Raw genomic sequence first — 26,987 nt, 5'->3', positions numbered from 1 at the left:
GGAAACAATCGTGGGATTAAACGAGTAGGACGAAATCAAGGGAGGTTATGTTCAATGAAATCATGGTACAAAAAAGCGGGAATTCTTGCCTTAGCCGGAGCCTTTGTACTAAGTGGGTGTTCGGGTAAAGGGAACAGCAGCGAGGGTTCGAAGAACCAGGCCAATAGCTCGGTGGAAGACACCAATTTTAACAAGACCGGTCTTCCGATTGTAAACGACACCGTGACCTTAACCATGGTATCCCCAAAAGCGGCATTAGCGCCGGAATATTCCGAGATGGAAATCTTTAAGCGACTAGAGAAGGAAACGAACGTAAAGATCAACTGGGAGAACATTCCGGATACTGACTATACAGAGAAGAAAAACCTGCTCATTGCGAGTGGCGATTTGCCGGATGCATTCTACGCAGCCGGATTTACCGACTATGAGCTGATTAATTTCGGTAAAGACGGAACCATTATTCCTCTTGAGGACTTAATTGATCAATACGCACCGAACTTGAAAGCGCTTTTTGAACGTCGGCCGGACATCAAATCGACGATCACCGCACCGGATGGTCATATCTACGGACTTCCATCCTGGGAAGATAATAATCTGGGAACCAACCCGTTCTTTCATGTGATCAATAAAAGCTGGCTGGATAAGCTGGGGCTGAAAATGCCGCAAACCCTGGATGAATATACGGAGGCTCTGGTTGCTTTTAAAACACAAGACCCCAATGGGAACGGCAAACAGGATGAAATTCCGCTCAGCTTTATGCACATGCAATGGTGTATGGATATTGCCGGCATCTTTGGTGCATTTGGACTTCCGGATAACCTGGAGCATCGAGTCGTTCGCGATGGCAAGGTCATTTTCACCGCCACTCAGCCTGAATATAAAGAAGCGCTCAAATACTTCCACGAAAAATGGTACAAACAAGGTCTGATCGATCCCGAGTCCTTTACCCAGGACGCTGCACAGTATCTGGCTAAAGGTAAATCGTCGGATGAGACGCTGGGCTCCTATATCTGGTGGGAAATCGAAGAGGTTGTCGGGACAGAACGCAGTAAGGACTATGCTCTGTTGTCTCCGCTGAAGGGACCCAGTGGTGATCAGTTAATCGGACGCGCTAATGGCGGAGGTCCGGGACGCGGAGCTTTTGTGATTACGAAAGCAAACAAGAATCCGGAAATCACCATGCGTTGGATCGATCAACAGTATGAACCCTACATGGCTGCTCAAATCCATTGGGGGCCGCTGGATGTCGTGTTCGAGAAGGATGAAAATGGGAAATTGGTGAACCTGCCGCTTCCGGAGGGCACCTCTGCAGGTGAATTCCGTCAAAAGGTTGCTCCAGGTTCGGGCGGACCCGGCGTGATCACATTTGAAGACTTCGGCAAAGTGGTCGATATGGAACCACGTGCCCAACAGCGTGCCAAGGATCTGGAACAGTATTACAACCCTTATATGGAGAAGGAAAACTATCCAAGCATCTTCTTTGAACCTGAGGAATTGGACAAAATTAACAAGATTGAGCCGGAGTTAATCAAATATGTAAATACGCAAAGAGGGAAATTCATCGTGGATGGCGGCGTGGATGGGCAGTGGGACAGCTACGTTAAAACACTGGAAAAAATGGGCCTCAATGAATTAATGGAGCTCTACCAAACCGGGCTGGATCGTTATTATGCAAACCTAAATAAATTGACGATAGGTGGGGAGAAACCGTGCTAGATGTCATCGCAATCGGGGAAGTATTAATTGATTTTACGCCGGCTGGCCGTTCAACTGGAGGAAACGAGCAGTTTGAATGTAATCCGGGAGGAGCTCCGGCTAACGTGGCGGCTGCGCTATCCCGGTTAGGATCCAAATCGGCCTTGATTAGCAAGGTGGGGGAGGATCAGTTTGGTTCCCTGCTGCATCAGACTTTGCAAAACGCCGGTGTGGATGTTACCGAAGTTTCGTATACGAAGGAAGCGAGCACCACGCTGGCCTTTGTCCATTTGGACGATCACGGGGACCGATCCTTCAGCTTTATTCGGAAGCCAGGGGCGGACACCTTCTTGCAGTCCATGGATCTTCCGCACGAGAAAATCGTGAACAGCCGAATCTTGCATTACGGGACGGTATCCATGACCCATGAACCGGCTCGTACCGCAACTAGAACGGCGGTTCTTCAGGCGAAGGAAGCAGGCGTTCTGCTCTCCTTTGATCCGAATATCCGGTTCCCGTTATGGGAGAGCCCAGAAAAGGCCAAGCAGAACATCCTTTGGGGAATGAAATACGCCGATATTCTGAAAATCTCCGAAGAAGAGCTTTCCTTTATTACGGGGACTCACGATATCGAAGAAGGATCCCTGAAGCTGGCGCAACAATTTGAGATTGCGGTGATCGTCGTCACTTTGGCGGAAAAAGGCTGCTACTACCGGATCGGAAGTAAAGACGGCTATGTTTCGGGGTTTCAAGTCAAGGTCGTTGACACGACGGGCGCCGGAGATGCTTTTCTCGGATGCTTGTTATTTAAAATCCTGGAGGCCGGAAGCCCTCTGAAAGATCTGACTCCCTCGCAGATCACGAACATGCTGACTTATGCAAATGCCGGCGGAGCGCTGGTCACAACACGGAAAGGGGCTCTGAGAGCAATGCCAACAACCGAAGAGATTCATCAGATGCTAGAGTCCAATCAGCAACTTATCGAAGAAGAACGTTTTAGACCGGGGTTTCACTTCTCGCCCCCAACCCATTGGTTAAACGATCCGAACGGATTGGTTTATTACGAAGGAAGCTATCATTTATTTTATCAACACCATCCTTACGGGAATCAATGGGGGCCGATGCATTGGGGCCATGCAGTTAGTAAAGACCTTGTTCATTGGGAGCATCTGCCGATCGCCTTGTACCCGGATGAACATGGCGCGATTTTCTCCGGATGTTGTGTGGTGGATTGGAAGAATAGCAGCGGATTATTCGAAGATTCCCATGGTTTGGTGGCCGTCTTCACCCATGCGGACACCCATCCGGAAACCGGGCAGCCCCGCCAACGACAAAGCTTAGCTTACAGCAGCGACAAGGGGTTAACCTGGCACAAATACGAAGGAAATCCCGTCCTCGCCGAGGAGGAGCTGGTTGATTTCCGCGATCCGAAGGTGTTCTGGCATTCCGAAAGCGAACGTTGGATCATGGTGCTTGTGGCGGGAGATCATGTTCGGTTCTATCAATCTGAGAATCTATTGAAATGGTCCCTGTCCGGTGTATTCGGTAAAGAAGAAGGGTCCCATGACGGCGTTTGGGAATGCCCGGATCTATTTGAATTGCCGATAGGCGATACCGGGCGTTCGAAATGGGTGCTTATCATCAGCATCGGCGATCATCCGAATGGTCCGGAAGGATCCCGTACGCAATATTTCATCGGGGAGTTCGACGGGAACACGTTCATCAATGAGAATTCGCCTGATCACATCCTGTGGCTGGATTATGGGAGAGACAATTATGCCGGGGTCACCTGGTCGGATCTCCCGGAAGAAGACGGACGGCGAGTGATCATCGGATGGATGAGTAATTGGAAATACGCCAACGAGACGCCTACGGGGGCCTGGCGAGGCGCAATGACTTTACCCCGAGTCTTGTCATTAACGGAACAGGATGGGAGTGTCGTATTATCCCAAATGCCTGTCCGGGAAATCGAGCAACTGCGTAAAGCATCATTGCGTTGGGAGGAGGTCTCGGTTACGCCAGAAGCTCCTTTTTGGCAGAACGTGAAAGAGGATTTGCTTGAAATGGAAGTGAATCTCGATATCCGGTCTGGCGAGGAAGTGCTGATCAGGTTGAAATCCTCAGAGAAGGACGAGGTAATTGTCGGCTATGATCCCGGGAATCAATGGCTGTTCATCGATCGTACCTATTCCGGGGTTAGCGATTTCCATCCGTCATTCGCTAGCAAGCATGGGGCTAAAATGGCGGCGATAGACGGAAAGATCCAACTGCATCTTTGGCTGGATCGCAATGCGGTTGAAGTGTACGGGAATCAAGGTCTCGTTGTATTGACGGATCAAATTTTTCCGAAAGCTCCGTTGGATCAGGTTGAAGTCATCACGAGATCCGGGGAGGTTGTACTGGATTTTGTTCAGATCCATACCCTGAAATCCGTTGAAATCCCCTACGCCTTTCCAAAGCAAGTGGTGTGTCAGGAGGGATAATCGATGAGTCAGCTCACGGGTGAGCAAGGATTAATGATGCATTGGGCTTTTGATGAAGGGGCCGGAAGAAGTGCTCTGGAGCAGGTATCCCAATCGCGGGATGAGATTCAGTATGTATTGAATCAAGCCGAATTCACTGAACCCGCTGATCCGCAGTGGAGACAAGGCGTAGAAGGAAGCGGGCTCCTGTTCGATGGATATTCAACTTCGATCGCCCGGCCAGTTTGTGAATTAGACAGGAATCAGGGGGCGGAGCCGTTGTCAGCCCTAAGTATTGGGGTGTGGGTGGCGCCACGCTCCTATGATTGGGGGTATGAAGGGAAACTGGCTGCAATTGTGAACCGTCACAACAGGGAATGCGAGCAGGGATATCTGCTTGGAATGTTCCGACACGGCCGCTGGTCCTTTCAGTTGGGGCTTGATCAAGGGGGCTGGAAGGAAGTTTGGTCACCGGACGGCGATGAGCTGCCTAAGCATGAATGGTCCTACGTAAACGCTGTTTTTAATGGGGAGCAAGGCGTAATCAAGCTGTACTTAAATGGCCGGGAAATTGCTTCGTCAGAGGTTCCTGTTGGTTCCCGAATGGTCGAGGCTGTAGGCACAGATTTGCTAATCGGCAAAAATAATCACAGCAGCCGATGGGCGGGAGTATTTCATCTCCAGATGTTTAGCGGGATCCTGGATGAACTGAAGATCTATCAACGGGCATTAAGTGGAGAGGAAATAGCCGCATCGTATCGGCAAGTGCTGGATTCCCTGTATGGCGGCATCAAACCTCAGGTGCCCTATGATGAGATTAAGCTGGATCGGGCTCCGCTCCTGCTGGATCGGCATAGGCCGCAGTATCATGCCAGCCCTCCTGCTCATTGGATGAATGAACCACACGCGCCGATTTATTTTGAAGGGCAATATCATTTGTTTTATCAGCATAATCCGTTAGGGCCGTTCTTCTATCAGATCCATTGGGGACATTGGGTGAGTGAGGATCTCGTCCATTGGCGTGACCTTCCCGTAGCCCTGGCCCCTGAGAGGGATCAACTTGCCCCGGACGGAATTTGGTCAGGCAGTGCCACGTATGATGCGGAGGGTTTGCCTGTATTGTTCTTTACAGCAGGCAATGACAGTGCTTCGCCTAATCAAAGCGTGGCTCTTGCTCGGAGCACGTATCCAGCCGATGGCAACCCGGATTTGGTTCTTTGGGTCAAGCATCGGGAGCCGCTTATCGTACAGCAAAAAGGGATAGGGGCGTTTGGAGATTTCCGCGATCCGTTCGTTTGGAAGGATGATGACGGTTGGTATGCTTTGGTCGGATCGGGGATCGAAGGCGAAGGCGGGGCCGCGTTGGCCTTTGTTTCGAAGGATATGTTGAACTGGACGTACAAAGGACCGTTTTTCCAAGCGGATCTTCAGAGGTTTCCTTATCTTGGACCGATCTGGGAGCTTCCGGTTCTGCTTCCTCTTGGCACGGATAAGCAGGGGGAGAACAAGCACTTACTGTTGGTCAGTCCCGTGGGAGATGGCGCGGATGTTGAGGTGTTTTACTGGATTGGGCGGCTGGATAAGGAGGAGCTTTCGTTTATTCCAGATCAGGAGGAACCCGAGCTGATTGATGTTGGTGATTTCCATTTCACCGGCCCGAGCGGCATGGTGGACCCGAAGACCGGCAGAAAAATCATCTTTACGATAGCCCAAGGGGACCGGACGTCCGAACTGGAATATCAATCGGGCTGGGCCCATAACGCCGGGTTACCATTAAGCGTGTATTTACGGGATGACGGACGGCTGGGAATCGAGCCGATCCAAGAATTGCAATCGCTGCGCGGAGAGAAGCGGCTGTCGCTTCGGGACAATTCGCTCGCCGAGGCGAATGAACGGCTCCAAGAGATTCAAGGCGACATGCTCGAGATTCAATTGGAAATCGAACCGGACAGCGCCCAACAATTCGGAATCAAGCTCCGGCGGACTCCGGACGGGGAAGAAGAAACGCTGCTCTATTATGATTCGAAGCAATCGATGCTCCTGGTCGACCGAACGAAAACGACGCTGCATCCGGGAGAACGATGCGGAGGGATCCAGGGCGGCAAGCTGGAGCTCGCGAGCGAGAATTTGAGGCTGCACCTTTATCTGGACCGTTCCATGGTCGAAGCTTATGCCAACAGCCTAAAAAGCTTGACCACCCGGGTCTATCCAAGCCGCAGAGATGCGCTGGGGCTGGAGATTTGGGGAGATGGAGAGCTTGTTGTGAGGTCGATGGAAGTGTGGGAAATGAAGTCGATCTGGTAGAGAAGGGCAGAAATGATTTCCCATATAAAGTAACCCCTAAGTCGTTCGAATTGAGCGCTAGGGGTTACTTTTTTGTTCTTAACCACCGTTACTTATCAGGGCCACCGGTCAAAAGATAATAATAGGATTTCTGAGGACCTATGCATAAGTCACTAGCAGGTCTCTTTGTGTTGCTTACCCTAACCGGAATAAACGCACTCCATGCGATGGTACCGTGGTAGGAAGTTCACCTGATACCGTGAGCTCGGCCGTCGCTCCGCTCCACAGCTCAAAGCCCGCAGTAACTCCCGATAGACCGATCCGCTCCATAGGGAGTTCCAGCGTCAGCGGACTTTCACCGAGATTAAAAACAGCGGCATAGCCGAATCCCTCAGGATGTTCAGCCGTCCAAACGATAAGATCGCCTTCACGGATTGCTTCCCTGGCTCCGCGACTCTCCCGGTGCATGCGCAGCACCTCCCGATTGGTGATCAGCGAAAGAGTCCATTCGTCGTTATCCCTTAATTCACCGCCAAAGATGAGCGGCGAGCGGAAGATGCTCCAAAGCGACATCATCGTCAACTGCTCGTCTCGGGTGAACCGGGTCCAGCGATCCGCCCCGCCGCCATCCACCGAGCGTATGCCGATATGACCGAGCGGCAGCATGTCGCAGTCCGGCCATGAGCCGGCTTGCGGCACGCCCTGCCAGGCCCGGCACCGGTCGAACATATCTCGCAGAAGCGGCCACTGGTCCCAGAAATCGTCCGTCATCCGCCACATGTTGGCATGCTCGGCGAAGAAGCCCGAGGATTCCACCGGAGCCGGCCCGGGGGACAGGCTTAGCACCATAGGCCGGCCGCAGCGTTTAATCGCTTCGGAAATCATCGCGATTTCCGGTTGGTGGGTGCCGTATAACCTGGAGGCCGCAATATCGTCCACCTTTACCAGGTCAACACCCCAGGAGGCGTACAATTCAAAGAGCGAATCGTAATAAGCCTGCGCTCCTTCCTTTGAGGCATCCACGCCGTACATATCCGTATTCCAGGGACAGATGGAGTTCGTATGCGCAATGTCACGCGCGGTCGCGGTTGTGCCTAGAATGGGAGTGGCGGCATGAACGGCTTGGCGAGGGATCCCGCGCATGATATGAATGCCGAACCTCAAGCCCAGGTGATGAACATCATCGGCCAAAGGCTTGAAGCCTAGGCCGCCGACCGCGGAGGGAAAACGGTTCTCAGCGGGCATGAGCCGGGAATAGCTGTCCATCGCGAGCGGTACAAATGGGCGATATTGCGAGGAATGCGCCCCCGGTTCATACCATTGAATATCGACCGTGATATAACTCCAGCCAAAGGCTTTGAGGTGTTTCGCCATGTATTCCGCATTGCCTCGAATCTCTTCTTCCGTTACGGCCGCGCCATAACCGTCCCAGCTGTTCCAGCCCAGCGGCGGAGTAGGTGCAATAAACGAATGGTCCATTTTACAGGCTCCTTTACAGATGATTATTGCTCTATTTAGGTTCATCTTAATCAAGAAGTAGTGCAATATCTATAGTAACTTTGGAACGATGAGGGTAAAATATTGCGGTTAATCGAGTATATAAGGGAATTATGCGAAAACCATCGGTGTTATGGCTGCCGGAAGCTGCGGATGGACTTGCTGAGCCGCGGCGAATAAATGCAAGAACAAAGCCGGCGATTGCTGCTGCAATCGCCGGCTTTTCATTAATATCGATCGGACTTGTGTCCCATCCCTTGGGCCTTATCCAGCGCTTCATCCGCACTGGCAGTGCTGGTATGCTTACCCGCCGCATCCATCTCCCGCTTCACCGCCTCAAGTCCTTCCTTGGCCCTTCTTCTATACTCTGGGTCCGCTTGCGTGAAGTGGCTGATCCAAGTCTCCTAAATTACGGAACTGCACAACTTCAGATTGTTTACGAGATTCGGTCGAAATGGGAGATTTTCTCGAGGAGATGATAGTTCTCCAGTGTGGTCGGCCCCCGGCTTCCGACGGTTCGGACGTTTTGATTGTCTGTGATCGGGTGCCCTTGGCGGTCCGTTAGGGTTTGTTCCTCCTCGTTCGCTTCTTTGTTCGTGCCTGCATGTGGATCCACTAGATTGACCTCCAAATTTCAATTTGAGGATAGTGTCTTACGTGATTCTCGGAAGTATGCATTATTTGGTAAAAGTGGTTGATCGCAAAAATTCCCTTAAGAGATCTCTTATCTAAAAGGAAAATTGTCCCTTGTTCGAGAAAATGGTTGCCTCAATCCGCTGGATGATTGCCCCAAATGAGGGGGAGATGTACGTCGAACGAAGAGATGTACCTAGGCGAAAGCTTCGGCAATTTTCTATACTCATCGCGAAGGAAACGTGACCCAAATGTGGAAAGCTTAGGGGTATTTTCACGCAGGGAGACGGTCAGGTAACCTGAAATAATTCAACCCGCCGTTTTGAAAGCGTTACCAAAAAAGGACGCTTGGCGCAGATAGGGGGGAGCACCGAATTTCACGGGTCTCTGAACAGGGACACCTATTCTACCAAAGGAGATGAAATGATGATCCGTTTGTTGCAAAAGACGTTGATTTGCTTGTTAGCAGCAGCGATTGTGCTAGTACCGTGTGCTTATTTTGAGCCAAGTCACAAGTTGGCACACGCGGCCGATAATGGGCTGGCAATGAAGCCTTATATGGGCTGGAGCAGCTACAGCTTACAGGTTTACGACGGCCCGGAGGGGAACTGGACCTCCGAAGAGAAACTGAAAAAGATCTCCGATGCGATGAATGAAAAACTGCAGGCTCACGGATACGAATACATCAATATCGACGCCGGATGGAACGACAGCATGGACGAATACGGCCGGCCGATTCCGAGCGAAACGTTATATCCAGACGGTTTCGAGAATTTGGTGGATTACATTCATAACAACGGCCAGAAGGTCGGGATTTACTTGATTCCGGGTTTGTCCAAGGAAGCTTATCGTTTGAACCTGCCGATTTACGGTACGGAATACCATATGCAGGATATCGCCGCTCAGCCGCTCCGGCAAGCGGACTATTGGGACATCGATTACAAGATCGATTTCTCTAAGCCGGGGGCACAGGAATACATTAACTCGATCGCCGATCTGATCGCTTCCTGGGGCGTCGACTTCGTGAAGTTCGATAGTGTGACTCCGGGCTCCGGTCATAATGACCTGTCGATCGATGCTCGCGACGACGTGAAGGCCTGGTCTACTGCGCTGTCCAAGCACGGCATTTGGTTCGAACTGTCTTGGGCGCTGGATCACAACTACGTGGATTTTTGGAAAAAGTACGCCAACGGATGGCGCGTCAATTGGGACATTGAGGCTTATGACCGCAATATCGGGATGACGCAGTGGGCGAACATCGCCCGGTTGTTTCCGGATGCCGCTTTATGGTGGCGTGACGCCGGTCCCGGCGGCTGGAACGACTTCGATTCCCTCAACGTCGGCAATGGGCAAACCTCTGGTTTGACCCGGGACGAGCGGCAGACGGCGACGACGTTGTGGGCGATCGCCAGCGCGCAATTCTATACCGGCGATGATCTAACTAACCTGGACAGCTATGGCCTCGAGCTGTTGACGAACGATGAGGTCATCGCCGTCAACCAAGCCGGCCGTCCGGCACATCCAGTGTCGATGGCTACCAACCAGCAGGTGTGGGTTGTCAATAACGGGGATGGGACCTATACCGTCGCCTTGTTTAATCTAGGCAACAAAGGCGTAACGATGGATGTCAAATGGAGCGACATCGGGCTGGACGGCGCGGCTTCCGTCCGCGATTTGTGGAGCCATGCGGAACTCGGCCAGTTTGCAACCGGCATGGATAATATTGCTTTGGAGCCGCATGCTTCGCGCTTGTTTAAGGTAACGGCGAAGAACGGGACATCCAAAGTCAATGATGACGATACCGGCGTGAAATATACCGGAAACTGGACGCGTAACGGCGGTAATGAGCTGGTGCAGGATGCGCAGGATCTGAATGTGACAATCGTCGACTCGAGCGCGGCAGCATCGGGGAACGCGGTTGTGTATGACGCAGCCGCGGTCAATGAGGAGAGATTGGCGGCTGGAGCCTTTGCGGAGCAGGCAGCGTCTGGTTTGACCGCCGCAGAGGCGGGCGAGCATTGGGTGATCTATAACGATAACCACCCGTCGGTGACCTATGATACTTACGGAAGCGACGGCAGTTGGGGATACAGTTCGGGGAGGGATCCCGTCTGGAATGATTATCTAGGCGATGTTCATTACGGGGAAAAAGGCGAGGTGCGTTTCGAACATCAGTTTAAAGGTACGGGCGTAGATTTTCTGACTGAAACGGCCGAATCCGGAGGGGACATCGACATCGATCTGGACGGCGAATTCCAAGAGACGGTAAGCGCCAATGCCCCGAATCAACAGGGACAAATCCCGGTTTACAGCGTACGGAACCTGCCGTTCGGCGAGCATACGATCTCCGGCGTGATGAAGGGCGGGACCTACTTGCTCGTCGATGGGTTCAAGGTTTACGCGGACAGCTTGCTTGGGGCAACGACGGCCAGCTTTGATACGACAAATCCGCAGGACATTCCCGTTTCGCTGCCGCTGGGAGGAGATACATTCACCCACATTGCGAACGGTTCAGCAGAACTGGTGCGAAACACGGATTATGCGGTCTCCGGCGACAGCGTCACGATCAAGAAAGCGTATTTGGCCCAGCAACCGCCCGGCCCGCTTGCCTTGACGTTTGGTTTTGCCGGCGGCGACACGCAGACGTTCACGGTGGACATTACCGGACCGGTGATCGTGAATAGCACGATCGCTCCGAAGACAGCGGAGTTTGATCAAAAAGCATCCGCGCAAGCCGATGTCTCGACCACGATGACCTTAAACGGCAATACGCTGGTCCGCATCACCAACGGGGCAGAAGCCTTGACCGAAGGGGCGGATTTTTCGATCGAAGGGGATACGATCCGCATCCATTCCTCGTACTTGGCCGAGCAGCCAACCGGCATAACCGAGCTGACCTTCCAGTTCAGCGCCGGGCTGCCGCAAACGCTCACGATCGATATTGTAAATACGTCCGGCCGTTTCCTCATGATCAACAACAATGATCCTGGCATTCGTTACACCGGGTCCTGGAACCGCAGCACAGGGCGCAACTTCGGCGATTATCAGGATGACGTGCATTTTGCCGAGACGAACGGCGATTTCCTGGAATACACCTTCAAGGGGACCGGCATCCAATATATCACGGAAATTGACCCTTCTCAGGGGGAAGTTGACGTTTATCTGGACGGCGCATTCGCGGGCACCGTGGATACCCATGCCGATGCCAGACAACCGATGCAAGCGGTCTACAGCATATCCGGGTTGACCGACAGCCTGCACACCATCAAGCTGGTGAAGAAATCGGGCCGCTTCATGCTGTTGGATGCCCTCAAAGTGCAAATTCCCGACTTGATTAACCACACCGAAGCGACCTTCGATAAGAATCCGTCCGCCCAGGACGACATCGAAGTCGAAGTGCTCGGCGGCATCGGGAACCTCGGTAGCATTCGGAACGGCCAAGTGCCGTTGGTTGCGGGCGCGGATTACACCGTAACGGGGAACATTGTCACGATCAAGAAGGAATACCTCGCTGTCCAGCCATTGGGAAGCTTGAAGCTGACGTTCCACATCAAAGGCGATTATTACGATGACGTGCATGCGACAGAGGTGAATGGGGATTCCTTCGAGTATACGTTTAAAGGAACGGGCATTGATTTGCATATGCCAAAAGGTCCAGCCCAAGGAGAAATGGAGGTTTACATCGACGGACAGTTAAAATCAACCGTTGATGCCTATGACGAGTCCCGCAGCGCCCAGCAGCCGTTGTTCGGCATTGCTAACCTGCCAGCTGGCCAACATACGGTCAAAGTAGTGAAAAAATCCGGCGAGCTGATGCTGGCGGATCTATTGATTTACCGCGTCGCCCCCGGTTCTACGACACCAACCACGCCAACGAATCCGTCCAACCCGCCGTCGTCCCCAACCGGACCGTCCGGTCCTTCGGCGCCGCCTAGCGCGGCGGGAACTGAAATCGTTCGCGATCCGGCCAATCAGATCCCGGTGGATATCATTCGGACGACGTTAGCCGACGGAACGAAACGAGATGAAGTCAAACTGACGGCCGATGCTCCGCTTCGGGCTGCGATTGACAAACTAGAGGACGAAGGCGTCACATCGCTAACCCTTACGATTCCGGATGCCAAGGATGAAGTGGCCTCCGTCCAGTTGTCGCTCGCCCGCGATTTTATTCAGTTGATTACGGGACGCGGTTTGGAATTAAAACTCCAATCGACGAGCGGAGAGATCCTGTTCCCGGCAGCCTCTTTGCAGGGTTCGACCGGCGATCTGACCGTGACAATCCATCCCGTGAAAGCAGCTAACCAAAGCAAGGAAATCGAAGGACGCGCCAACAAAGCCGAGGTGGTACTTGCGTCCACAGGGGGGCAAGGGGTAACTGTCATCGGTCGTCCGGTTCAAATCGAAACGAACCTGCAGAACCGGGAGGTCGAGCTCATTCTGCCGCTGGCCGGCTCGGCGCTGAACGATGCGGACCCGGCCAAACTAGGGGTGTATATCGAACACTCCGACGGGACGACGGAGTTCCTGACGGGAGAGGTTGTTCCGTTCGGGAACGGCAAAGGGTTGAAATTCAGCGTAGACCATTTCAGCACCTTCGTCCTGGTGAAGACGGCCGAGGCCATGTTGCCAACGCATAATGCTTATATCAGCGGCTATCCGGGGGGGCTATTCAAACCGGAGAACCAAATTACCCGCGCGGAGATGGCTGCCATGCTATCCAAGGCCGTGGGCCTGAAGGAGACGGCGGAAGCGTTAGGCTTCAACGATGTTCCGGCAGGTTATTGGGCTGCCGAAGCGATCGCCCAAGCATCCCGCATGGGCTTGATGCAAGGTTTTGCCGATGGCAGCTTTAAGCCGGAACAACCGGTGACGCGGGCGGAAATCACGGCCGTCGCCGCGAAATTCATGAAGTCGGTCGCGGGGCAGGGTACCGGCTTCTCCGACACCGCCGGCCATTGGGCGGAGGAGGCGATCCGGTCCGCCCAAGCGGCAGGGATCGTTAGCGGCTATGCCGACGGCAAGTTCCGCCCGGCGGCATTCGTCACGCGGGCCGAAGCAGTGACCGTGATCAACCGGGCATTGGGCCGAGGGCCGCTATTTGGCAACATCGACGTGCTTCCGGTTTGGCGTGACGTACCGCAATCACACTGGGCTTTCCACGATATCGCAGAGGCATCGACGGAGCATGTTGCGACACCGAGAGTGGGAGGCGGAGAGGAACCAAGTAAATAAAAAAAAGGGGAGCACCTCCGGCTTGATTCAGCCGGCCGGTGCTCCCCTGCTTTGCTTATTTGTACGGATCGATCGTTTGGATCGTGCCGTCCGGGTTGTAATGCAGTTCGGTGTATTTGACACTGCGCTTGTGGTTCACGCCGCCGGACAACGAGCTGTCATGATAGAACAGGTACCATTTGTCCTGGAATTGCACAATGGAATGGTGCGTGGTCCAACCGATGACCGGCGTCAGGATTTTGCCTTTAAAGACATAAGGCCCTTGCGGGTTCTTGCTGATCGCGTACACGAGGGTATGGGTGGATCCGGTTGAATAGGACAGGTAATAATTACCGTTGTATTTATGCACCCACGGTCCTTCGAAATACCGCCGGTCTTCGTCCCCGGCCAACAGCGGATTTCCGTCCTCGTCAACGATGGAAATTTCCTGCGGTGCGGATTTAAAGCTGAGCATGTCATCGCTTAATTCAGCGAATTGCGGCCCCAACGCCGGCGCATCCGGTGCCGGTCCTTCGGCGTCCGGTTTGAAGGTTCCGGTTTGCCATTTCTCCAACTGGCCGCCCCAAAGTCCGCCAAAATACATATAGGCGCGGTTGTCGTCATCGACGAGTACGGCCGGATCGATACTGAAGCTGCCAGGAATGTAGCTTTCTTGCGGCGTGAACGGACCTGCAGGCGAGGAACTCGTAGCTACGCCGATGCGGAAAATGCCTTCTTTGTCCCGGGCAGGGAAAAAGAGATAATAGGTATTGTTCTTGTAAGCCGCGTCCGGAGCCCACAGCTGTTGGCTCGCCCAAGGAATATCCCGCAGATGCAAGGCTTCGCCGTGATCGACGCACGGTGAGTTGAAATCGTCCAGCGAGAGAACGTGGTAATCTTCCATCGCGTATTGGTCGCCGTTATCATTGTCGGGACCGTTGTGATCGAGGTCATGGGATGGGTAAATATAAATTTTGCCGTCATACACATGGGCGGATGGGTCTGCCGTAAAAATATGCGTAACGAGCGGTTCATTCGGACGTACAGGTTTTTCCACGAGGATTCCCCTTTACCTAGTTAGTTTGTTGACTAAACTTACTAACTTTAATTATACAGAAGCTTGGACAACTATCAAGCTCTTGAAGTTATTTTCTCCGAAATCATCGGATTTTATTGGGAAATGAACCGTTTCGCCAGAACATATTTCTGCTAGGGAGGGAATAGGATCACTGTATGATTAGAATGTGGAAAAAATTAACATTGGCACGTCCAGAATAAGGAGTGATTGTCGATGACGGATCAAATGGATCCATCCGCTTCAAGGCATCCGGAAAATCACGCTGCGGGGACATCCCCCGTACCCGAGCCGATACGCGATGACGGCAGCGGCGCGACTGATACAGGACCACGGGATGTCATGCGGGATCGCGAAAATCCCGATATGCTGGCTCCTCCGGTGACCGATAACGGATTGGTACCGAATCTAAAATTTTCTTTTTCGGACACGCACATGCAGTTGAACCAAGGGGGCTGGTCGCGGGAAATTACGATTCGGGAACTGCCTATCGCTACGACGCTGGCAGGGGTGAATATGCGCTTAACGCCGGGAGGCGTGCGGGAGCTGCATTGGCATCAGCAGGCGGAATGGTCGTTCATGATCTCGGGGAAAGCCCGGATCACCGCCGTGGACCAGGATGGAAGGAACTTCATCGCCGATGTAGGCATCGGGGATTTATGGTATTTTCCGCCGGGGATTCCTCATTCGATTCAAGGGCTGGAGGAGGGCTGCGAGTTTCTCCTTGTGTTCGATGACGGACATTTCTCCGACTTAAACACCCTGTCGATTTCAGATTGGTTCGCCCACACGCCCAAGGAGGTGCTGTCGGCGAACTTTGGCGTGCCGCGCAAAGCGTTTGACAATATCCCTGGTAAGCAGGTGTACATCTACCAAGACCGAGTCCCGGGGCCGATCGCCAGTCAAAAGATCACTTCGCCTTACGGAGAGATTCCCGTCAGCTTCAAGCATAGCCTATTGGCCCAGAAGCCGGTCCGAACGCCGGGCGGAACCGTGCGCATCGCGGATTCCACCAACTTTCCCATCGCCAAAACGATTGCGGCTGCTCTCGTGGAGATCAAGCCCGGCGCCATGCGGGAAATGCATTGGCATCCGAACAACGACGAATGGCAATATTATTTGTCCGGGAAAGGACGCATGACCGTGTTCGCCGGAGGCGGCGTCGCTCGCACATTCAACGTCAGGGCGGGGGATGTGGGGTACGTCCCATTTGCCTTTGGCCACTATATTCAAAATACCGGGGATCGCAGCATCTGGTTCTTGGAGATGTTCCGCAGCGACCGGTTCGCCGATGTGTCGCTGAATCAATGGATGGCGCTGACGCCGCGCGAGCTGGTCCAGGACAATCTGCATGTCGGGCCTCTGTTAGTGGATGCGCTGCGGAAGCAAAAGTGGCCGGTGGTGGAATACGACCGTACGTCTAAACCTCACTCATAACCTAAGACTTCTTCAACATCATCCATCTGCACCACCAGGCGCTGAATCTCGTCCGTATCGCCGCTGCGGGCGGCGATTTGCGGGAGACGAATGCCGAGAACCCGTTGGGATGGAACGGAAAGCGCTAATTCCAGCTCCGAACCGCCGGAAAACTCCGGCGGTTCTTTGGGTCGTACGAGGTCTTCCAGCAGAACGGATACGCCCGGCAAATCACCGAAATCTTCGGCCGTGAACGGCTCAAACGGACCGGAGACCGGGATGTAGAGCGTCTTCGACCAATCCAGTTCTCCCGGCCGCGCATCGACAATCAACTGCAGCGGTCGGTTGGAATCCGCGTAAAAATCGCAATACGCCGCGATCCGCATCGTCACCGTCCTCCCTGGCCGCCGATTTGCCGTTCCAGTTGGGACAACATGCGCCGAGTCTCCGGCGACCAGCCCCGCTCTGCTTCGCGCTGGCGGCGGGTTGCTTCCTGGGCTGCAGCGATCAAGCTGCCGTGCAGCACCCGCCGCTGGATTTGGTCCAGCCGCTGCTCCGCCAGCTCTGGCGGGACATGGAATTGCTCGGCGATATAAGCCACCGCCTCGCTGCGATGATCCGGCACTGGCAGTTTGGCAAACATATAAAAGGGGATGGCGGCGTAAAGCACGAACTGCTCGGCTTCAGTCTCCTGGGCATGCAGGAACAGATCCGTCATCCGGCGCTGATCCCCGGCATGGCGCAGCACATGGCATAACTCGTGAAAGAAGACGACCCGGGTCTGAACCGCCTCCAACCACTTGTTCAGGAAAATCACGTTCTCCTCATTATCCGAAAAAGAGGGGTGATTCCCGTAAATTAGCCCGATGCCGAAGGCTTCGGCGATTCGCTCGATGTCGAGATCGGCGGGGGCCGATATCCCGTGATTCAATAATTTGGCGTTAATCCATTGTTCCAGATGGGTCTCATGATAATAAGCGTACAGCATCCAAGTCACCCCGAATCAGAATGTATGTTCGGTTCATCGCCCGAAATAAGGGCCCTCCAGAATCGGGGCCGTCATTGCTGGTCATATATAGGTTGGTTCACTTCAACTTACTTCGCTTCGTCCCCGTTCAGCAGCTTCTTCTTCTGCTCCCGATACGCTTTCAAAGCGGCCTCCATCATGGCGATTTCATCCGCCGTATACGCTTCGGGACCGCCGAAAAAAGACAAGCTCATCCCTTTCTCCGCAGCAGGAGACGGGTCGGGGGTTCGGCCCAGCAAGTAATCGGCGCTGGTATCCAGAGCGTCGACGATATTGCGCAGCACCTCCGGATCCGGCTTGCGGTCGTTTGTCTCGTACCGAGACAACTGCACGACCGAAATGTCCGCTTGGGAGGCGAGGTCTTTTTGCGTGAGCTGACGTTGTTCACGAAGATATTTGATCCGATCGCCTAGCGTTTGCATGGTTACTCCTCTTCCTTGCCGTTTCATTTAGTGTAGCACAAGTTGCCAAATTGGTAAAGCGTGGGCACACCAGATGGAAATATTTTATATTGTCAAATCGGCAATAATGCGACTTGACATTACCGAAATGGCAATCTATAATCAGGATACGGTTACCAAATTGGTAAAAAAGAGGGTGATCTTCTCATTGTTGATTGTTTGGACAAGCCTAAGTGAACTGTGAAGCTAGTTGATGTTTCCAATACGGTAATTTATTGTTGCGCAGGATGAACTTAAGAGAGGTGAGGATAATGGATATGGCTGCTATTACATCGATCACTTCGGTACTGGCGGCGATTAGCGGAATTGCATTGGGGTGGGCGGGACGTTCAAGAGCAACTCGGCAGGAAGCTGAGGACGTAGCCGAAGCGGAGGCGATAAGGAAGACGGAAATAGTAAACATCACACGTCTCGTTGATGACATGAAAATCGAACAAAAGCTGCAAGGTCAGCGATTTGAAGCGTTCTCCGAGCGGCTGACGCGCGTCGAGGAATCGACCAAACAAGCCCATAAGCGGATCGATCGGCTGGAGGAATAAACGCCCTGTGAATAATTGAGGTATATGGCAGAGTATGCTAAGATAACAATAGAAACAAGGAGGCTGCGCCACAGCCTCCCCGGTACAACACTTGGGTGGGAAACCTCCAAATGTTCATCAGAGAATAACCCGCACCGTTGGCGCTAACCTGGGCGGGTTATTTTCGTTTATTCAGGTAAGTAAGCAGTGCCAGGACAAACATGCCAAGCATGATCACTTCCGAAAACGAAAATTTCATACGCATCACCTCCCATCCGGAGGCGATACTGTCCCACCCAAGTTCAGTTATACATGCTAAATTATACCATGAGTCTGCTATTTATCGCAGGCTCTTTTTCTTTATTCTTAGGTGCCCTGGAATCGGACAACAAGCGCACAGGCGAACCGGCACCCGTACGGAATAGTATGAATGGAAGGGGTGAAAACGCTTATGGATACACAAAAATACCGAATTGAAAGGCGGTACGTCGCGATCCGGCCGAACATAAGGCCCGGGACGAGGTTATCGACCGGAACGCCGGAGTTTTTTGTGGCCCATGACTCGGGAAATCCGGGAGCAACGGCGGACAATCACTATGCCTATTTCAACTCGCCAACGAATCGCTCCGCCTCGGCCCATGTATTTATTGACGATACGAAGATTCTTGAAATCATACCGACCGGCACCGGTCCCGAACCGGCGGAAAAAGCCTGGCACGTGCTGTACGACGTCACGACCGACAATGATTTGTTTGGCTATGATGCCAACGATGCGGCGATCGGGGTGGAATTTTGCTACGGCGGGCGCATAAACTTTACGGAAGCGTACAAGCGGTATGTTTGGTATTTGGCCTATTGCTGCAGCGTATGGAACAAAAATCCTTATGTCTTTATCCCGTCCCACCGGCAATTGGATCCGGCGCGCAGACAGGATCCTGATGAGGCTCTGGCCACAGGCAGGAAAACGCTGAACCAGTTACTGGATGATATCTCGACCGAACTCAACGTGATGCGGACGCCTAGGCCAACGCCAAATTCGAGTACGTCATTTGCGCCGCTGCCCGTAACCATCGCGCAGTCCTTGATCGACAACTATGTCTCTCCGGCTTGGTTCGCCTCGCAAGCCAAGGGCGACCAGGTCGGAATGACGCATTTTCACAATTTGGCAAACAATCTGCGAGTAGCCTCGGGAATTCCGCTGGCCTCCTCATCCGCAGCCGGTCCGCTGATTCCGCTACCGAAAAGTAATGCGCAGGAAATCATCTTCCGGTGGCTTTCGCCGGCTTGGTTTAAGGCGCGGGATGAAGGGAATTCGGCGCGAGCGCAGCATTTTAACAACCTGGCGAATTATTTGCGCCGGGCCGCGGGCATCCCGGAGCAATAAGAAGGAGGGAAGTCATGCAAAACGAGATTTTAACCAATGTGTTGGCCTTTGCCTCGGTTTTATCCGTATTCGTATTAGCTTTAGTCCAACTTGTCAAAACGACCGTCAACCTGCCGAAAAACCTGATCCCTTTCATCGGGGTCGTCATCGGCGTATTGGTCGGAGCCGCGGCTTACCCTTTTACGGAAATGGAATTAGCGTTGCGGCTGTGGGCGGGAGGTTTAGCCGGTTTGTCGGCCACCGGACTGTTCGAGCTTGGGAACAATCGTCAAGTGAAGACGAAGGAGAAGTGACTTAGCATCTGTTGCCTTAACACGATACCCCCTGTTTTATTTTCCAGTTGAATGAAGAACACATGTTTGCATATAATACAAACAAACGTTCTTATTTGGAGATGATTCGGGTGGAAAAATACATCGGCCGGACCGTAGAAATCATCTACGTCGACCGCGAGGGCAGGATCACCCAGCGGCGGATCGAGGTGCACGATGTGCGTGAGGGTATAGTTCGGGCGACCTGTCTGGCTTCCCATGCGCCTCGGGCTTTTCGAATGGAGAATATTTTGGCTTGTATTCCTGTGGCAAAAGGACGGCATCATGCCTCCTGACCTTCCCTTGTTTTGGGCCGTTTCGCTTTGGCGAACGGCCCTTTTTGCATTTTTCGGATATTATCGTAAATCCGTGGGATATTTCCCGGACTCCCGGAAAGCTAAGATTACATTAGGCGTACGATGAGCTATGCGCTATTTTTCGATGGGAATCAGGCTAACGGGAAGGAGTGGCAATATGGCTAAAGTGGTTTATGTGCCGCTGGACGAAAGGCCGTGCAACGAGGGGTTTCCCAGGCAGCTGGCGCGGATGACGGACGTAACGCTCGTCGTTCCGGACCGTTCGATGCTCGGGAACAAGAAACGCCCGGCGAATACGACTGCGCTTCGGGAATGGCTGCTCGAGGCCGCGGAAGGTGCGGATTATTTGCTTGTCTCGATCGATCTGCTCGTTTACGGGGGGATCGTGCCATCCCGGCTGCATCATTTATCTCTGAAGGAGTGCTTGCGGCGGTTGGCGGTATTAGGGGAAGTCAAACGGCATTACCCCGGCATCAAGATTCACGCCTTTAACTTAATTATGCGCGTGCCAAACAATAACAAAGACGAAGAAGAGCCGGATTATTACAAATTTCACGGCGGGCAAATTTTCAAATACAGTTACTTGACGGACAAAGCGGAGCAGGAGGTATTGACCCCGGCGGAACAACGAGAACTGGAAGAGGTCACGCGGTTCATCCCGAAAGCCGATTTAGGCGATTTTTTGGAGCGACGTGCCGTCAACCAACAAGTAAACCAGCACGCATTGACCCTGGTCCGCGAAGGCGTGATCGACCATCTGGTTGTCCCGTTGGACGACAATTCCCAATACGGCTTCTCCCGGGCGGAACAGCAAATGATGGTTTGCCGCGTGGAAGCGTTGAACGTGCTGGATAAGGTCTTGATCTACCCAGGGGCAGATGAGGTAGGCTGCACAATGTTTGCCCGCATTTTCGGGGAATTGAAACAGTACAAGCCGGAGATTTTTGTGCGTTATTCTTCAACCCTGGGTCCGCGGATCAAGCCGAAATACGAAGACCGCAGCCTGAACGAAAGCGTCAAATCGCAGATTACCGCGGCAGGAGCCGTCCTGACCGACCATTCCGCAGAGACGGATTTAGTGCTTCTCGTCCACTCGCCGGCGGTCGACCAGGCGGGGATGGCCGAGCAAATTCCGTTCCAGGAACGGCATCGCACCTATTTCTCGGAAATTCATTATCGGGAGTTTGCCGAAGCGATGGAGGCTTACTTGCGCAAAGGGAAGCTGGTCGCATTAGGCGACGTGGCGACGTGCAACGGTGGCGATCCGGTGCTGATAAACCTGCTGCAGCAAAAAGGACAGTTGGACCAATTAACGTCCTACGCCGGCTGGAATACGTCCGGGAACACGCTGGGAACGGTGGTGGCCCACTTGGTGATTGCTTCTTATTACGCGAGTCGCTGGGCGCAGGGCGAGTTGGCGAAGGCATATGAGGCGAGTCGTGTTTTTTATTACCACCGTCTAGCAGAAGATTTCCTGTATCAGTCGCTGGTGCGGCAAGACATGCTGGCGAACGACCTTCCCGGGCTGAACGCGAGCTACTATGTGCTGGAGCATTGCTTGGGGCAGGCTGAGGCGATTTTAGCGGAGAAAATGAACCGAGCGGCAGCGCACTATTTTGCGGATATAAAGGAAGGTCGGATTCGGCTAAGCGGGCTGCATTTTCCGTGGAGACGCATGTTTGAGGTGGGGTTTGAGCTGACGATCGAAGGATTCGATGCACTTCACACATAAACATTATAACGTTATATTCCCAGGAGAATTTTTCCGTGTTATGCTAAACCCAACCGTAAGCATGACAACGATCTATTAAAAAGAGGCGAACCCAATGAAGGAAAGAATTGTTCTCCGCCATCTGAAGAAAGTGAACGGGGAAGAGATCGACATCGTGATCGAGGACGGAAAAATCGCCGAGATCACCGGAGCCGGCCTAGCTCTCTGCGATCGGGAATGGGACGGATCGTCCCTTTACGTATCCAGCGGCTGGATCGATATGCATGTTCACGCTTTTCCGGAATTCGATCCGTACGGCGATGAAATCGATGAGATCGGCGCGAAGCAAGGCGTTACGACGATCGTGGACGCCGGCAGCTGCGGTGCAGACCGAATCGGCGATCTAGTGGCGAGCGGGAAACGATCCGCCACCAACCTGTTGGCGTTCTTGAACATCTCGCGGATCGGGTTGAAACGCATCGACGAACTGTCCCAATTGGCCTGGATCGACCGCGATCGGATCAAAGCAGCGCTAGCGGATTACAGCGACTCGATCGTCGGCCTGAAAGCGAGGATCAGTCAAAGCGTGGTTCGGGAGAACGGCGTAGAGCCGCTGCGTATCGCGCGGGAGTTGTCACTTGAGACGGGAATGCCGCTCATGGTGCACATCGGTTCGGCTCCGCCCGATATCCGGGAGGTGGTTCCGCTGCTGCAGCGAAAAGATATCATTACCCATTATCTCAACGGCAAAGCGAACAATCTGTTCGACGCATCAGGCGAACCGCTTCCGGTGTTGACTGAAGCCATCAGCCGGGGCGTGCATCTCGACGTGGGCCACGGCACAGCGAGCTTCTCCTTCCGGGTGGCCGAGGCGGCCAAGCGGCACGGTATCAACCCGGATACGATCAGCACCGACATTTATCGGGGTAACCGGCTGAACGGTCCGGTGTATAGCATGGCGAACGTGCTAAGCAAATTCCTCTATCTCGGCTATCCGCTTGAAGAGGTCATCGCGGCGGTGACCACTCGTGCCGCGCAGTGGCTGGGCAGGGAAGAGCTCGGCCGCATTCGGGTCGGGGATCCGGCTAATTTGACCTTGTTTGCCGTCAAGGAGGAACCGACGGATTTGATTGATTCGGAAGGAGAACGGCGCGTTTCGAATCGCCATATTGAAGCAAAAGGAGCGATCATCCATGGAAAGTTCATTGAATGCGAAGTACGGGCTTAAACGCGTCATCAACGCCAGCGGGCGGATGAGCATCCTCGGCGTATCTGCACCGAGCGATACCGTGATGGAGGCGATGAAGCGAGGCGGCCAGAGCTACGTCGAAATCGCCGATCTGGTCGATAAGGCGGGGGACTATGTCGCCAAGCACGTCGGTTCGGAGGCGGCAGTGATCGTGAACTCGGCATCAAGCGGCATCGCCTTGTCGGTAGCGGCGATCGTGACACAAGGCGACCGGCGCAAGAGCTTGCGTTTGCATCAGGACGAGATTGCCCGTAACGAAATCCTTATCCTGAAGGGCCACAACGTGCAATACGGCGCTCCGGTGGAAACGATGGTTTACCTCGGCGGCGGCAAATTGGTGGAAGTGGGCTATGCCAACGAAGGACGGGCGGAACATTTCGAAGACGCGATCGGTGAGAAAACGGCGGCGATCCTCTACGTGAAATCGCATCATGCGGTGCAGAAGAACATGATTTCCGTCGAAGAAGCGTGGGAGGTGGCGAAACGGAACCACGTGCCGATGATCGTGGACGCGGCCGCGGAAGAGGATCTGCAAAAGTACGTGAAGTTCTCCGATTTGGCGATTTATAGCGGATCCAAGGCGATCGAAGGCCCGACCTCTGGAATCGTCGCCGGGAAACGTACCTATATCGAATGGGTGAAGGTGCAGTTGCACGGCATTGGACGGAGCATGAAGGTCGGCAAGGAAACGTCCTTCGGCCTGCTGCAGGCCCTGGATGAGTACGCCGTCAAGCCTGACCACAGCGAGCGGGAAAAAGCGACTTTGCAGACGCTGATGCCGCTTAGCGATCTCCCGGGAATCCGGGTTTCGATCGTGCAGGACGAAGCCGGACGGGCGATTTACCGGGCACGGGTGCAGGTTGATCCGCAGCAGGCTGGCATTAACGCGAAGGAAATGGTTCATGCGCTGCAAACCGGAGATATTGCGATTTATACCCGGGATTACGGCGTCAGACAAGGGTTTTTCGATATCGATCCGCGCCCGCTGATGGGGGACGATATCCAGGTGATTGCCGAAAAAATACGCGAATTGGCAGGAGGACGTTAAGATGTCGCAGATTGCAAAACGATTTTATAAAAAACGGGTAGCTCTCAATGTATTGGCCAAAGACATTCCGAACGCCAAAGAAGTGTTCGAAGCCGCGGAAGGATACGTTCTCGTCGGGGTATTATCTAAAGACTACCCCACTGCCCAGGAAGCCGTCACGGCGATGAAAGCGTACGGCCGGGAGATCGACGATGCAGTTTCGATTGGCCTGGGCGCCGGCGATAACCGCCAGGCGGCGGTCGTTGCGGAAATCGCCAAGTATTATCCCGGCAGCCACATCAACCAAGTGTTCCCGGCCGTTGGGGCGACCCGGGCAAACCTCGGCACGCAAGACAGCTGGATTAATAGCTTGGTTTCACCGACGGGGCAAGCGGGTTACGTGAACATTTCCACTGGCCCAGTCAGCGCCGCCCAGGAGAACCAGGCGATCGTTCCGGTCGAAGCGGCGATCGCGCTGGTGCGCGATATGGGCGGCAATGCGCTTAAATACTTCCCGATGCAGGGGCTCAGCCGTGAAGAGGAGCTTCGCGCCGTGGCGGCCGCCTGTGCCAAGGCGGATTTTGCGCTGGAACCGACAGGCAGCATTGACCTGGACAATTTCGAAGCGATCCTGCGCATTGCCTTGGAAGCCGGCGTTCCGCAGGTAATTCCGCATGTGTATACGTCCATCATCGACAAAGCGACCGGCAACACCCGTACCGAAGATGTGCTGCTGCTGACGAAAGTCATGAAAAAGCTGGCGGATGCTTATGCCTAAACGCATAGCAGCCTTCGGCGAAGTCATGATGCGCCTGCAGGTGCCGGGTTACGAAACGTTGGCGCAGGGCGATACGTTGAAATATTCCTTTTCGGGCACCGGCGTCAACGTCGCGTCGGCCTTGTCCCGTTACGGGCATGCCGGTTCGCTGGTTACGCGGTTGCCGGACAATCCGCTTGGAGGCGCCGCTTCCGCCTACCTGCGCAAACTGGGTATCGATACCTCGCGCGTCCTGCGAGGAGGCAAGTACGTTGGCATGTACTTCTTGGAGAACGGCTTTGGCGTGCGGCCTAGTCGCGTGACATACTCGAACCGGTTGGACAGCAGCTTTAACACCGCGCCTGAAGGAACCTACGATTTCGCGGAAATCGCTGCCGGGATCGATGCGGTCCATTTCTGCGGGATTACGCTGGCGATGAACGACGGCGTGCGGGCGCACATGAAATCGTTCGCCGAAGCGGTCAAGCGGCAGGGGGGCAAGGTGATTTTCGACTGCAATTACCGCCCGTCCCTTTGGGGGGAAGGCGGGTATGCCAAAGCTAAACCGCATTACGAAACGATGCTGCGGCTAGCAGACGTCGTGATGATGAACGAACAGGACGCGATGCTTACCCTGGGGATGATCACGGCCCGGCAGGAACGGGAGGATCAACTGGCAGAGCTGATTCCGGTCGTGGCGGAAAGCTACGGCATTTCCGCGATTGCCGGAACGCATCGCCAGATCCACGGCGATAATTCCCATTCGCTGCGCGGATTTCTCTACAAGGGGGAGCGGCTCGTTTACTCTGATCGGCTGACCTTTTCCGTCTATGATAGAATAGGGGCGGGGGACGCTTTTGCGAGCGGGATTATCCACGGCGAGCTAGAGGGCTTCGCCCCGGAGCGAACCGTCCGGTTCGCGGCGGCGGCGGGCATGCTGGCGCATACCGTGCCGGGCGATACCCCGATGGCGACGGAGGCGGAGATCCTCCGGGCGATGGAGCAATCTGCCGCCGGTGATGTGGAAAGGTAGGAAGAGGGCCATGAATTTGTCCCGTAAAGATCGACCGTTATATTTGCAAATCAAAAATATCCTGAAGGATCGCATCTTATATGGCGTTTACCCGCTCGGATCGAATATCCCTTCCGAGCCTCAGCTGGAGCAGGAATTCGCCGTCAGTAAAATTACCGTCCGCGGCGCGATTCAGGAGCTCGTCCAGGAAGGTTACCTGGAGAAGGGCAGCGGCAAAGGCACCAAAGTGATCCGCAATAAGGCGGCCTCCAAGTGGTCCAAGTGGAAGCACTTCACGGAGATTCTGGTGGAGGAGAACCATCAAATCCGCAAGGAGTGGCTCCGTGCTGAAACGGTGCGGAACGACGCGGGCTCCGAGCTCCACGGGATGTTCGGGGAGCGTTGCTTGAAGCTGGAACGCGCGTATTATCTCGACGGCCAGCCTTATATTTTTTACGAGCATTACGTGAAGACTCCCCGGAAAGAACCGGATCTCGACGATTTCCGCGATCATTCGCTTTACGAAGTGTTGGAGGAGTGGGGCGTGTCGCTGGACAAGCTCCGGGACGAATTTGCAGTGACCCTTCCGCCGGGCGAGGCGAAGCGGTTCCTGCGGGTGACTGACGGGGTGCCCGTGCTGAAGCGGTCGCGCTATTCGCGGGATGTCCAGGGAAGCATGGCCGAATACAGCGTCGGCTACTACAATACGGAGCAGCAAGCTTACATCGTCGATTATGACGCGTAACGCGGCTGGTCGAATGAACTCTAGACCCCAGATCGTTGCCCTGATTGCGCAATGATCTGGGTTTTTTATGCGAAAAACCGAGTACAATTCGCCGTGCCCGGTGATTTTCGCGGAATATATATGAAATTTCATACAGATTGAAGTCCCGGTGAGTGAAAAGTCGCGATTATAGATGATATTTCGAATAGAATCCGAA

At 53.9% G+C, this 26,987-nt stretch carries 20 protein-coding genes and 1 pseudogene; 15 read left to right on the top strand and 6 right to left on the bottom strand.

From position 1 onward, the window contains the following. Positions 1-54: 54 nt before the first annotated feature. The 3 genes from KJS42_RS09775 to KJS42_RS09765 are packed head-to-tail and all read left to right on the top strand — an operon-like array spanning position 55 to position 6,461. Positions 55-1,716: an ABC transporter substrate-binding protein gene (locus KJS42_RS09775; RefSeq protein WP_213622726.1), complete on the top strand. Its 1,662-nt coding sequence runs from the start codon at positions 55-57 to the stop codon at positions 1,714-1,716. After that, a complete protein-coding gene (locus tag KJS42_RS09770) occupies positions 1,710-4,178 on the top strand; it encodes a PfkB family carbohydrate kinase (protein ID WP_213622725.1) in 2,469 nt (822 codons plus the stop codon). The genes KJS42_RS09775 and KJS42_RS09770 overlap by 7 nt, the downstream gene beginning before the upstream one ends. A 3-nt stretch (positions 4,179-4,181) precedes the next feature. After that, entirely contained in the window at positions 4,182-6,461 is a 2,280-nt protein-coding gene (locus KJS42_RS09765; RefSeq protein WP_213622724.1) for a GH32 C-terminal domain-containing protein, read from the top strand. Between the two features lie 174 nt (positions 6,462-6,635). Here the strand turns inward: KJS42_RS09765 and KJS42_RS09760 are convergent, their stop codons facing one another. Next, positions 6,636-7,919 (bottom strand): glycoside hydrolase family 27 protein, encoded by a 1,284-nt coding sequence (locus KJS42_RS09760; RefSeq protein ID WP_213622723.1) that lies wholly within the window; start codon positions 7,917-7,919, stop codon positions 6,636-6,638. Between the two features lie 463 nt (positions 7,920-8,382). Further along, a pseudogene (locus tag KJS42_RS09755) lies at positions 8,383-8,568 on the bottom strand (catalase); the annotation flags it as partial. Positions 8,569-8,996: 428 nt separating this feature from the next. On the opposite strand from KJS42_RS09755, the gene KJS42_RS09750 reads away from it, so the two are divergent. Then, positions 8,997-13,802: a X2-like carbohydrate binding domain-containing protein gene (locus tag KJS42_RS09750; protein ID WP_244868430.1), complete on the top strand. Its 4,806-nt coding sequence runs from the start codon at positions 8,997-8,999 to the stop codon at positions 13,800-13,802. A 55-nt stretch (positions 13,803-13,857) separates the two neighbouring features. Here the strand turns inward: KJS42_RS09750 and KJS42_RS09745 are convergent, their stop codons facing one another. Further along, the gene (locus tag KJS42_RS09745) at positions 13,858-14,838 is read right to left on the bottom strand and encodes a glycoside hydrolase family 43 protein (RefSeq protein ID WP_213622721.1); all 981 of its coding nucleotides are present in this window, start codon (positions 14,836-14,838) and stop codon (positions 13,858-13,860) included. Between the two features lie 246 nt (positions 14,839-15,084). Between KJS42_RS09745 and KJS42_RS09740 the strand changes: the two genes are divergently transcribed. Then, the gene (locus KJS42_RS09740) at positions 15,085-16,293 is read left to right on the top strand and encodes an oxalate decarboxylase family bicupin (protein ID WP_244868440.1); all 1,209 of its coding nucleotides are present in this window, start codon (positions 15,085-15,087) and stop codon (positions 16,291-16,293) included. Here the strand turns inward: KJS42_RS09740 and KJS42_RS09735 are convergent. The 3 genes from KJS42_RS09735 to KJS42_RS09725 form a co-directional block, all read right to left on the bottom strand. Then, positions 16,284-16,658, bottom strand: a complete 375-nt coding sequence (locus KJS42_RS09735; protein WP_213622719.1) for a hypothetical protein — start codon at positions 16,656-16,658, stop codon at positions 16,284-16,286. The genes KJS42_RS09740 and KJS42_RS09735 overlap by 10 nt on opposite strands. Positions 16,659-16,660: 2 nt before the next feature. Then, the gene (locus KJS42_RS09730) at positions 16,661-17,260 is read right to left on the bottom strand and encodes an ImmA/IrrE family metallo-endopeptidase (protein WP_193416497.1); all 600 of its coding nucleotides are present in this window, start codon (positions 17,258-17,260) and stop codon (positions 16,661-16,663) included. Positions 17,261-17,367: 107 nt separating this feature from the next. Continuing rightward, positions 17,368-17,721 carry a helix-turn-helix domain-containing protein gene (locus tag KJS42_RS09725; protein ID WP_059044468.1) on the bottom strand — a complete coding sequence of 118 codons (354 nt, stop codon included), beginning with the start codon at positions 17,719-17,721 and terminating at the stop codon, positions 17,368-17,370. Positions 17,722-18,011: 290 nt separating this feature from the next. On the opposite strand from KJS42_RS09725, the gene KJS42_RS09720 reads away from it, so the two are divergent. The 10 genes from KJS42_RS09720 (at position 18,012) to KJS42_RS09675 (ending at position 26,791) form a co-directional block, all read left to right on the top strand. After that, positions 18,012-18,299 carry a hypothetical protein gene (locus KJS42_RS09720; protein WP_213622717.1) on the top strand — a complete coding sequence of 96 codons (288 nt, stop codon included), beginning with the start codon at positions 18,012-18,014 and terminating at the stop codon, positions 18,297-18,299. Between the two features lie 430 nt (positions 18,300-18,729). Continuing rightward, positions 18,730-19,662, top strand: a complete 933-nt coding sequence (locus KJS42_RS09715; RefSeq protein ID WP_244868429.1) for a peptidoglycan recognition protein family protein — start codon at positions 18,730-18,732, stop codon at positions 19,660-19,662. A 14-nt stretch (positions 19,663-19,676) separates the two neighbouring features. Beyond that, complete coding sequence (locus tag KJS42_RS09710; protein WP_213622715.1) at positions 19,677-19,955, top strand: holin; 279 nt, start codon at positions 19,677-19,679, stop codon at positions 19,953-19,955. A gap of 101 nt (positions 19,956-20,056) precedes the next feature. Beyond that, entirely contained in the window at positions 20,057-20,269 is a 213-nt protein-coding gene (locus KJS42_RS09705) for a hypothetical protein (protein WP_213622762.1), read from the top strand. Positions 20,270-20,447: 178 nt separating this feature from the next. Then, the gene (locus KJS42_RS09700; protein ID WP_213622714.1) at positions 20,448-22,022 is read left to right on the top strand and encodes a DUF4127 family protein; all 1,575 of its coding nucleotides are present in this window, start codon (positions 20,448-20,450) and stop codon (positions 22,020-22,022) included. A gap of 94 nt (positions 22,023-22,116) precedes the next feature. Then, positions 22,117-23,229, top strand: a complete 1,113-nt coding sequence (locus tag KJS42_RS09695; RefSeq protein ID WP_213622713.1) for an amidohydrolase/deacetylase family metallohydrolase — start codon at positions 22,117-22,119, stop codon at positions 23,227-23,229. Next, entirely contained in the window at positions 23,195-24,298 is a 1,104-nt protein-coding gene (locus KJS42_RS09690; protein ID WP_213622712.1) for a DgaE family pyridoxal phosphate-dependent ammonia lyase, read from the top strand. The genes KJS42_RS09695 and KJS42_RS09690 overlap by 35 nt, the downstream gene beginning before the upstream one ends. Position 24,299: 1 nt before the next feature. Further along, entirely contained in the window at positions 24,300-25,055 is a 756-nt protein-coding gene (gene dagF / locus KJS42_RS09685; RefSeq protein ID WP_213622711.1) for a 2-dehydro-3-deoxy-phosphogluconate aldolase, read from the top strand. Further along, on the top strand, positions 25,048-26,067 hold the full coding sequence (locus KJS42_RS09680; protein WP_213622710.1) for a sugar kinase: 1,020 nt from the start codon (positions 25,048-25,050) through the stop codon (positions 26,065-26,067). The genes dagF and KJS42_RS09680 overlap by 8 nt, the downstream gene beginning before the upstream one ends. 10 nt (positions 26,068-26,077) lie before the next feature. Further along, positions 26,078-26,791, top strand: a complete 714-nt coding sequence (locus KJS42_RS09675; protein WP_213622709.1) for a GntR family transcriptional regulator — start codon at positions 26,078-26,080, stop codon at positions 26,789-26,791. Positions 26,792-26,987 lie beyond the last annotated feature (196 nt).

The organism is Paenibacillus sp. J53TS2, from assembly GCF_018403305.1.
Taxonomy (GTDB): domain Bacteria; phylum Bacillota; class Bacilli; order Paenibacillales; family Paenibacillaceae; genus Fontibacillus; species Fontibacillus rhizolycopersici.
Note: the sequence above shows the minus strand (reverse complement) of the source record. Positions and strands in the feature narration are given on the sequence as shown.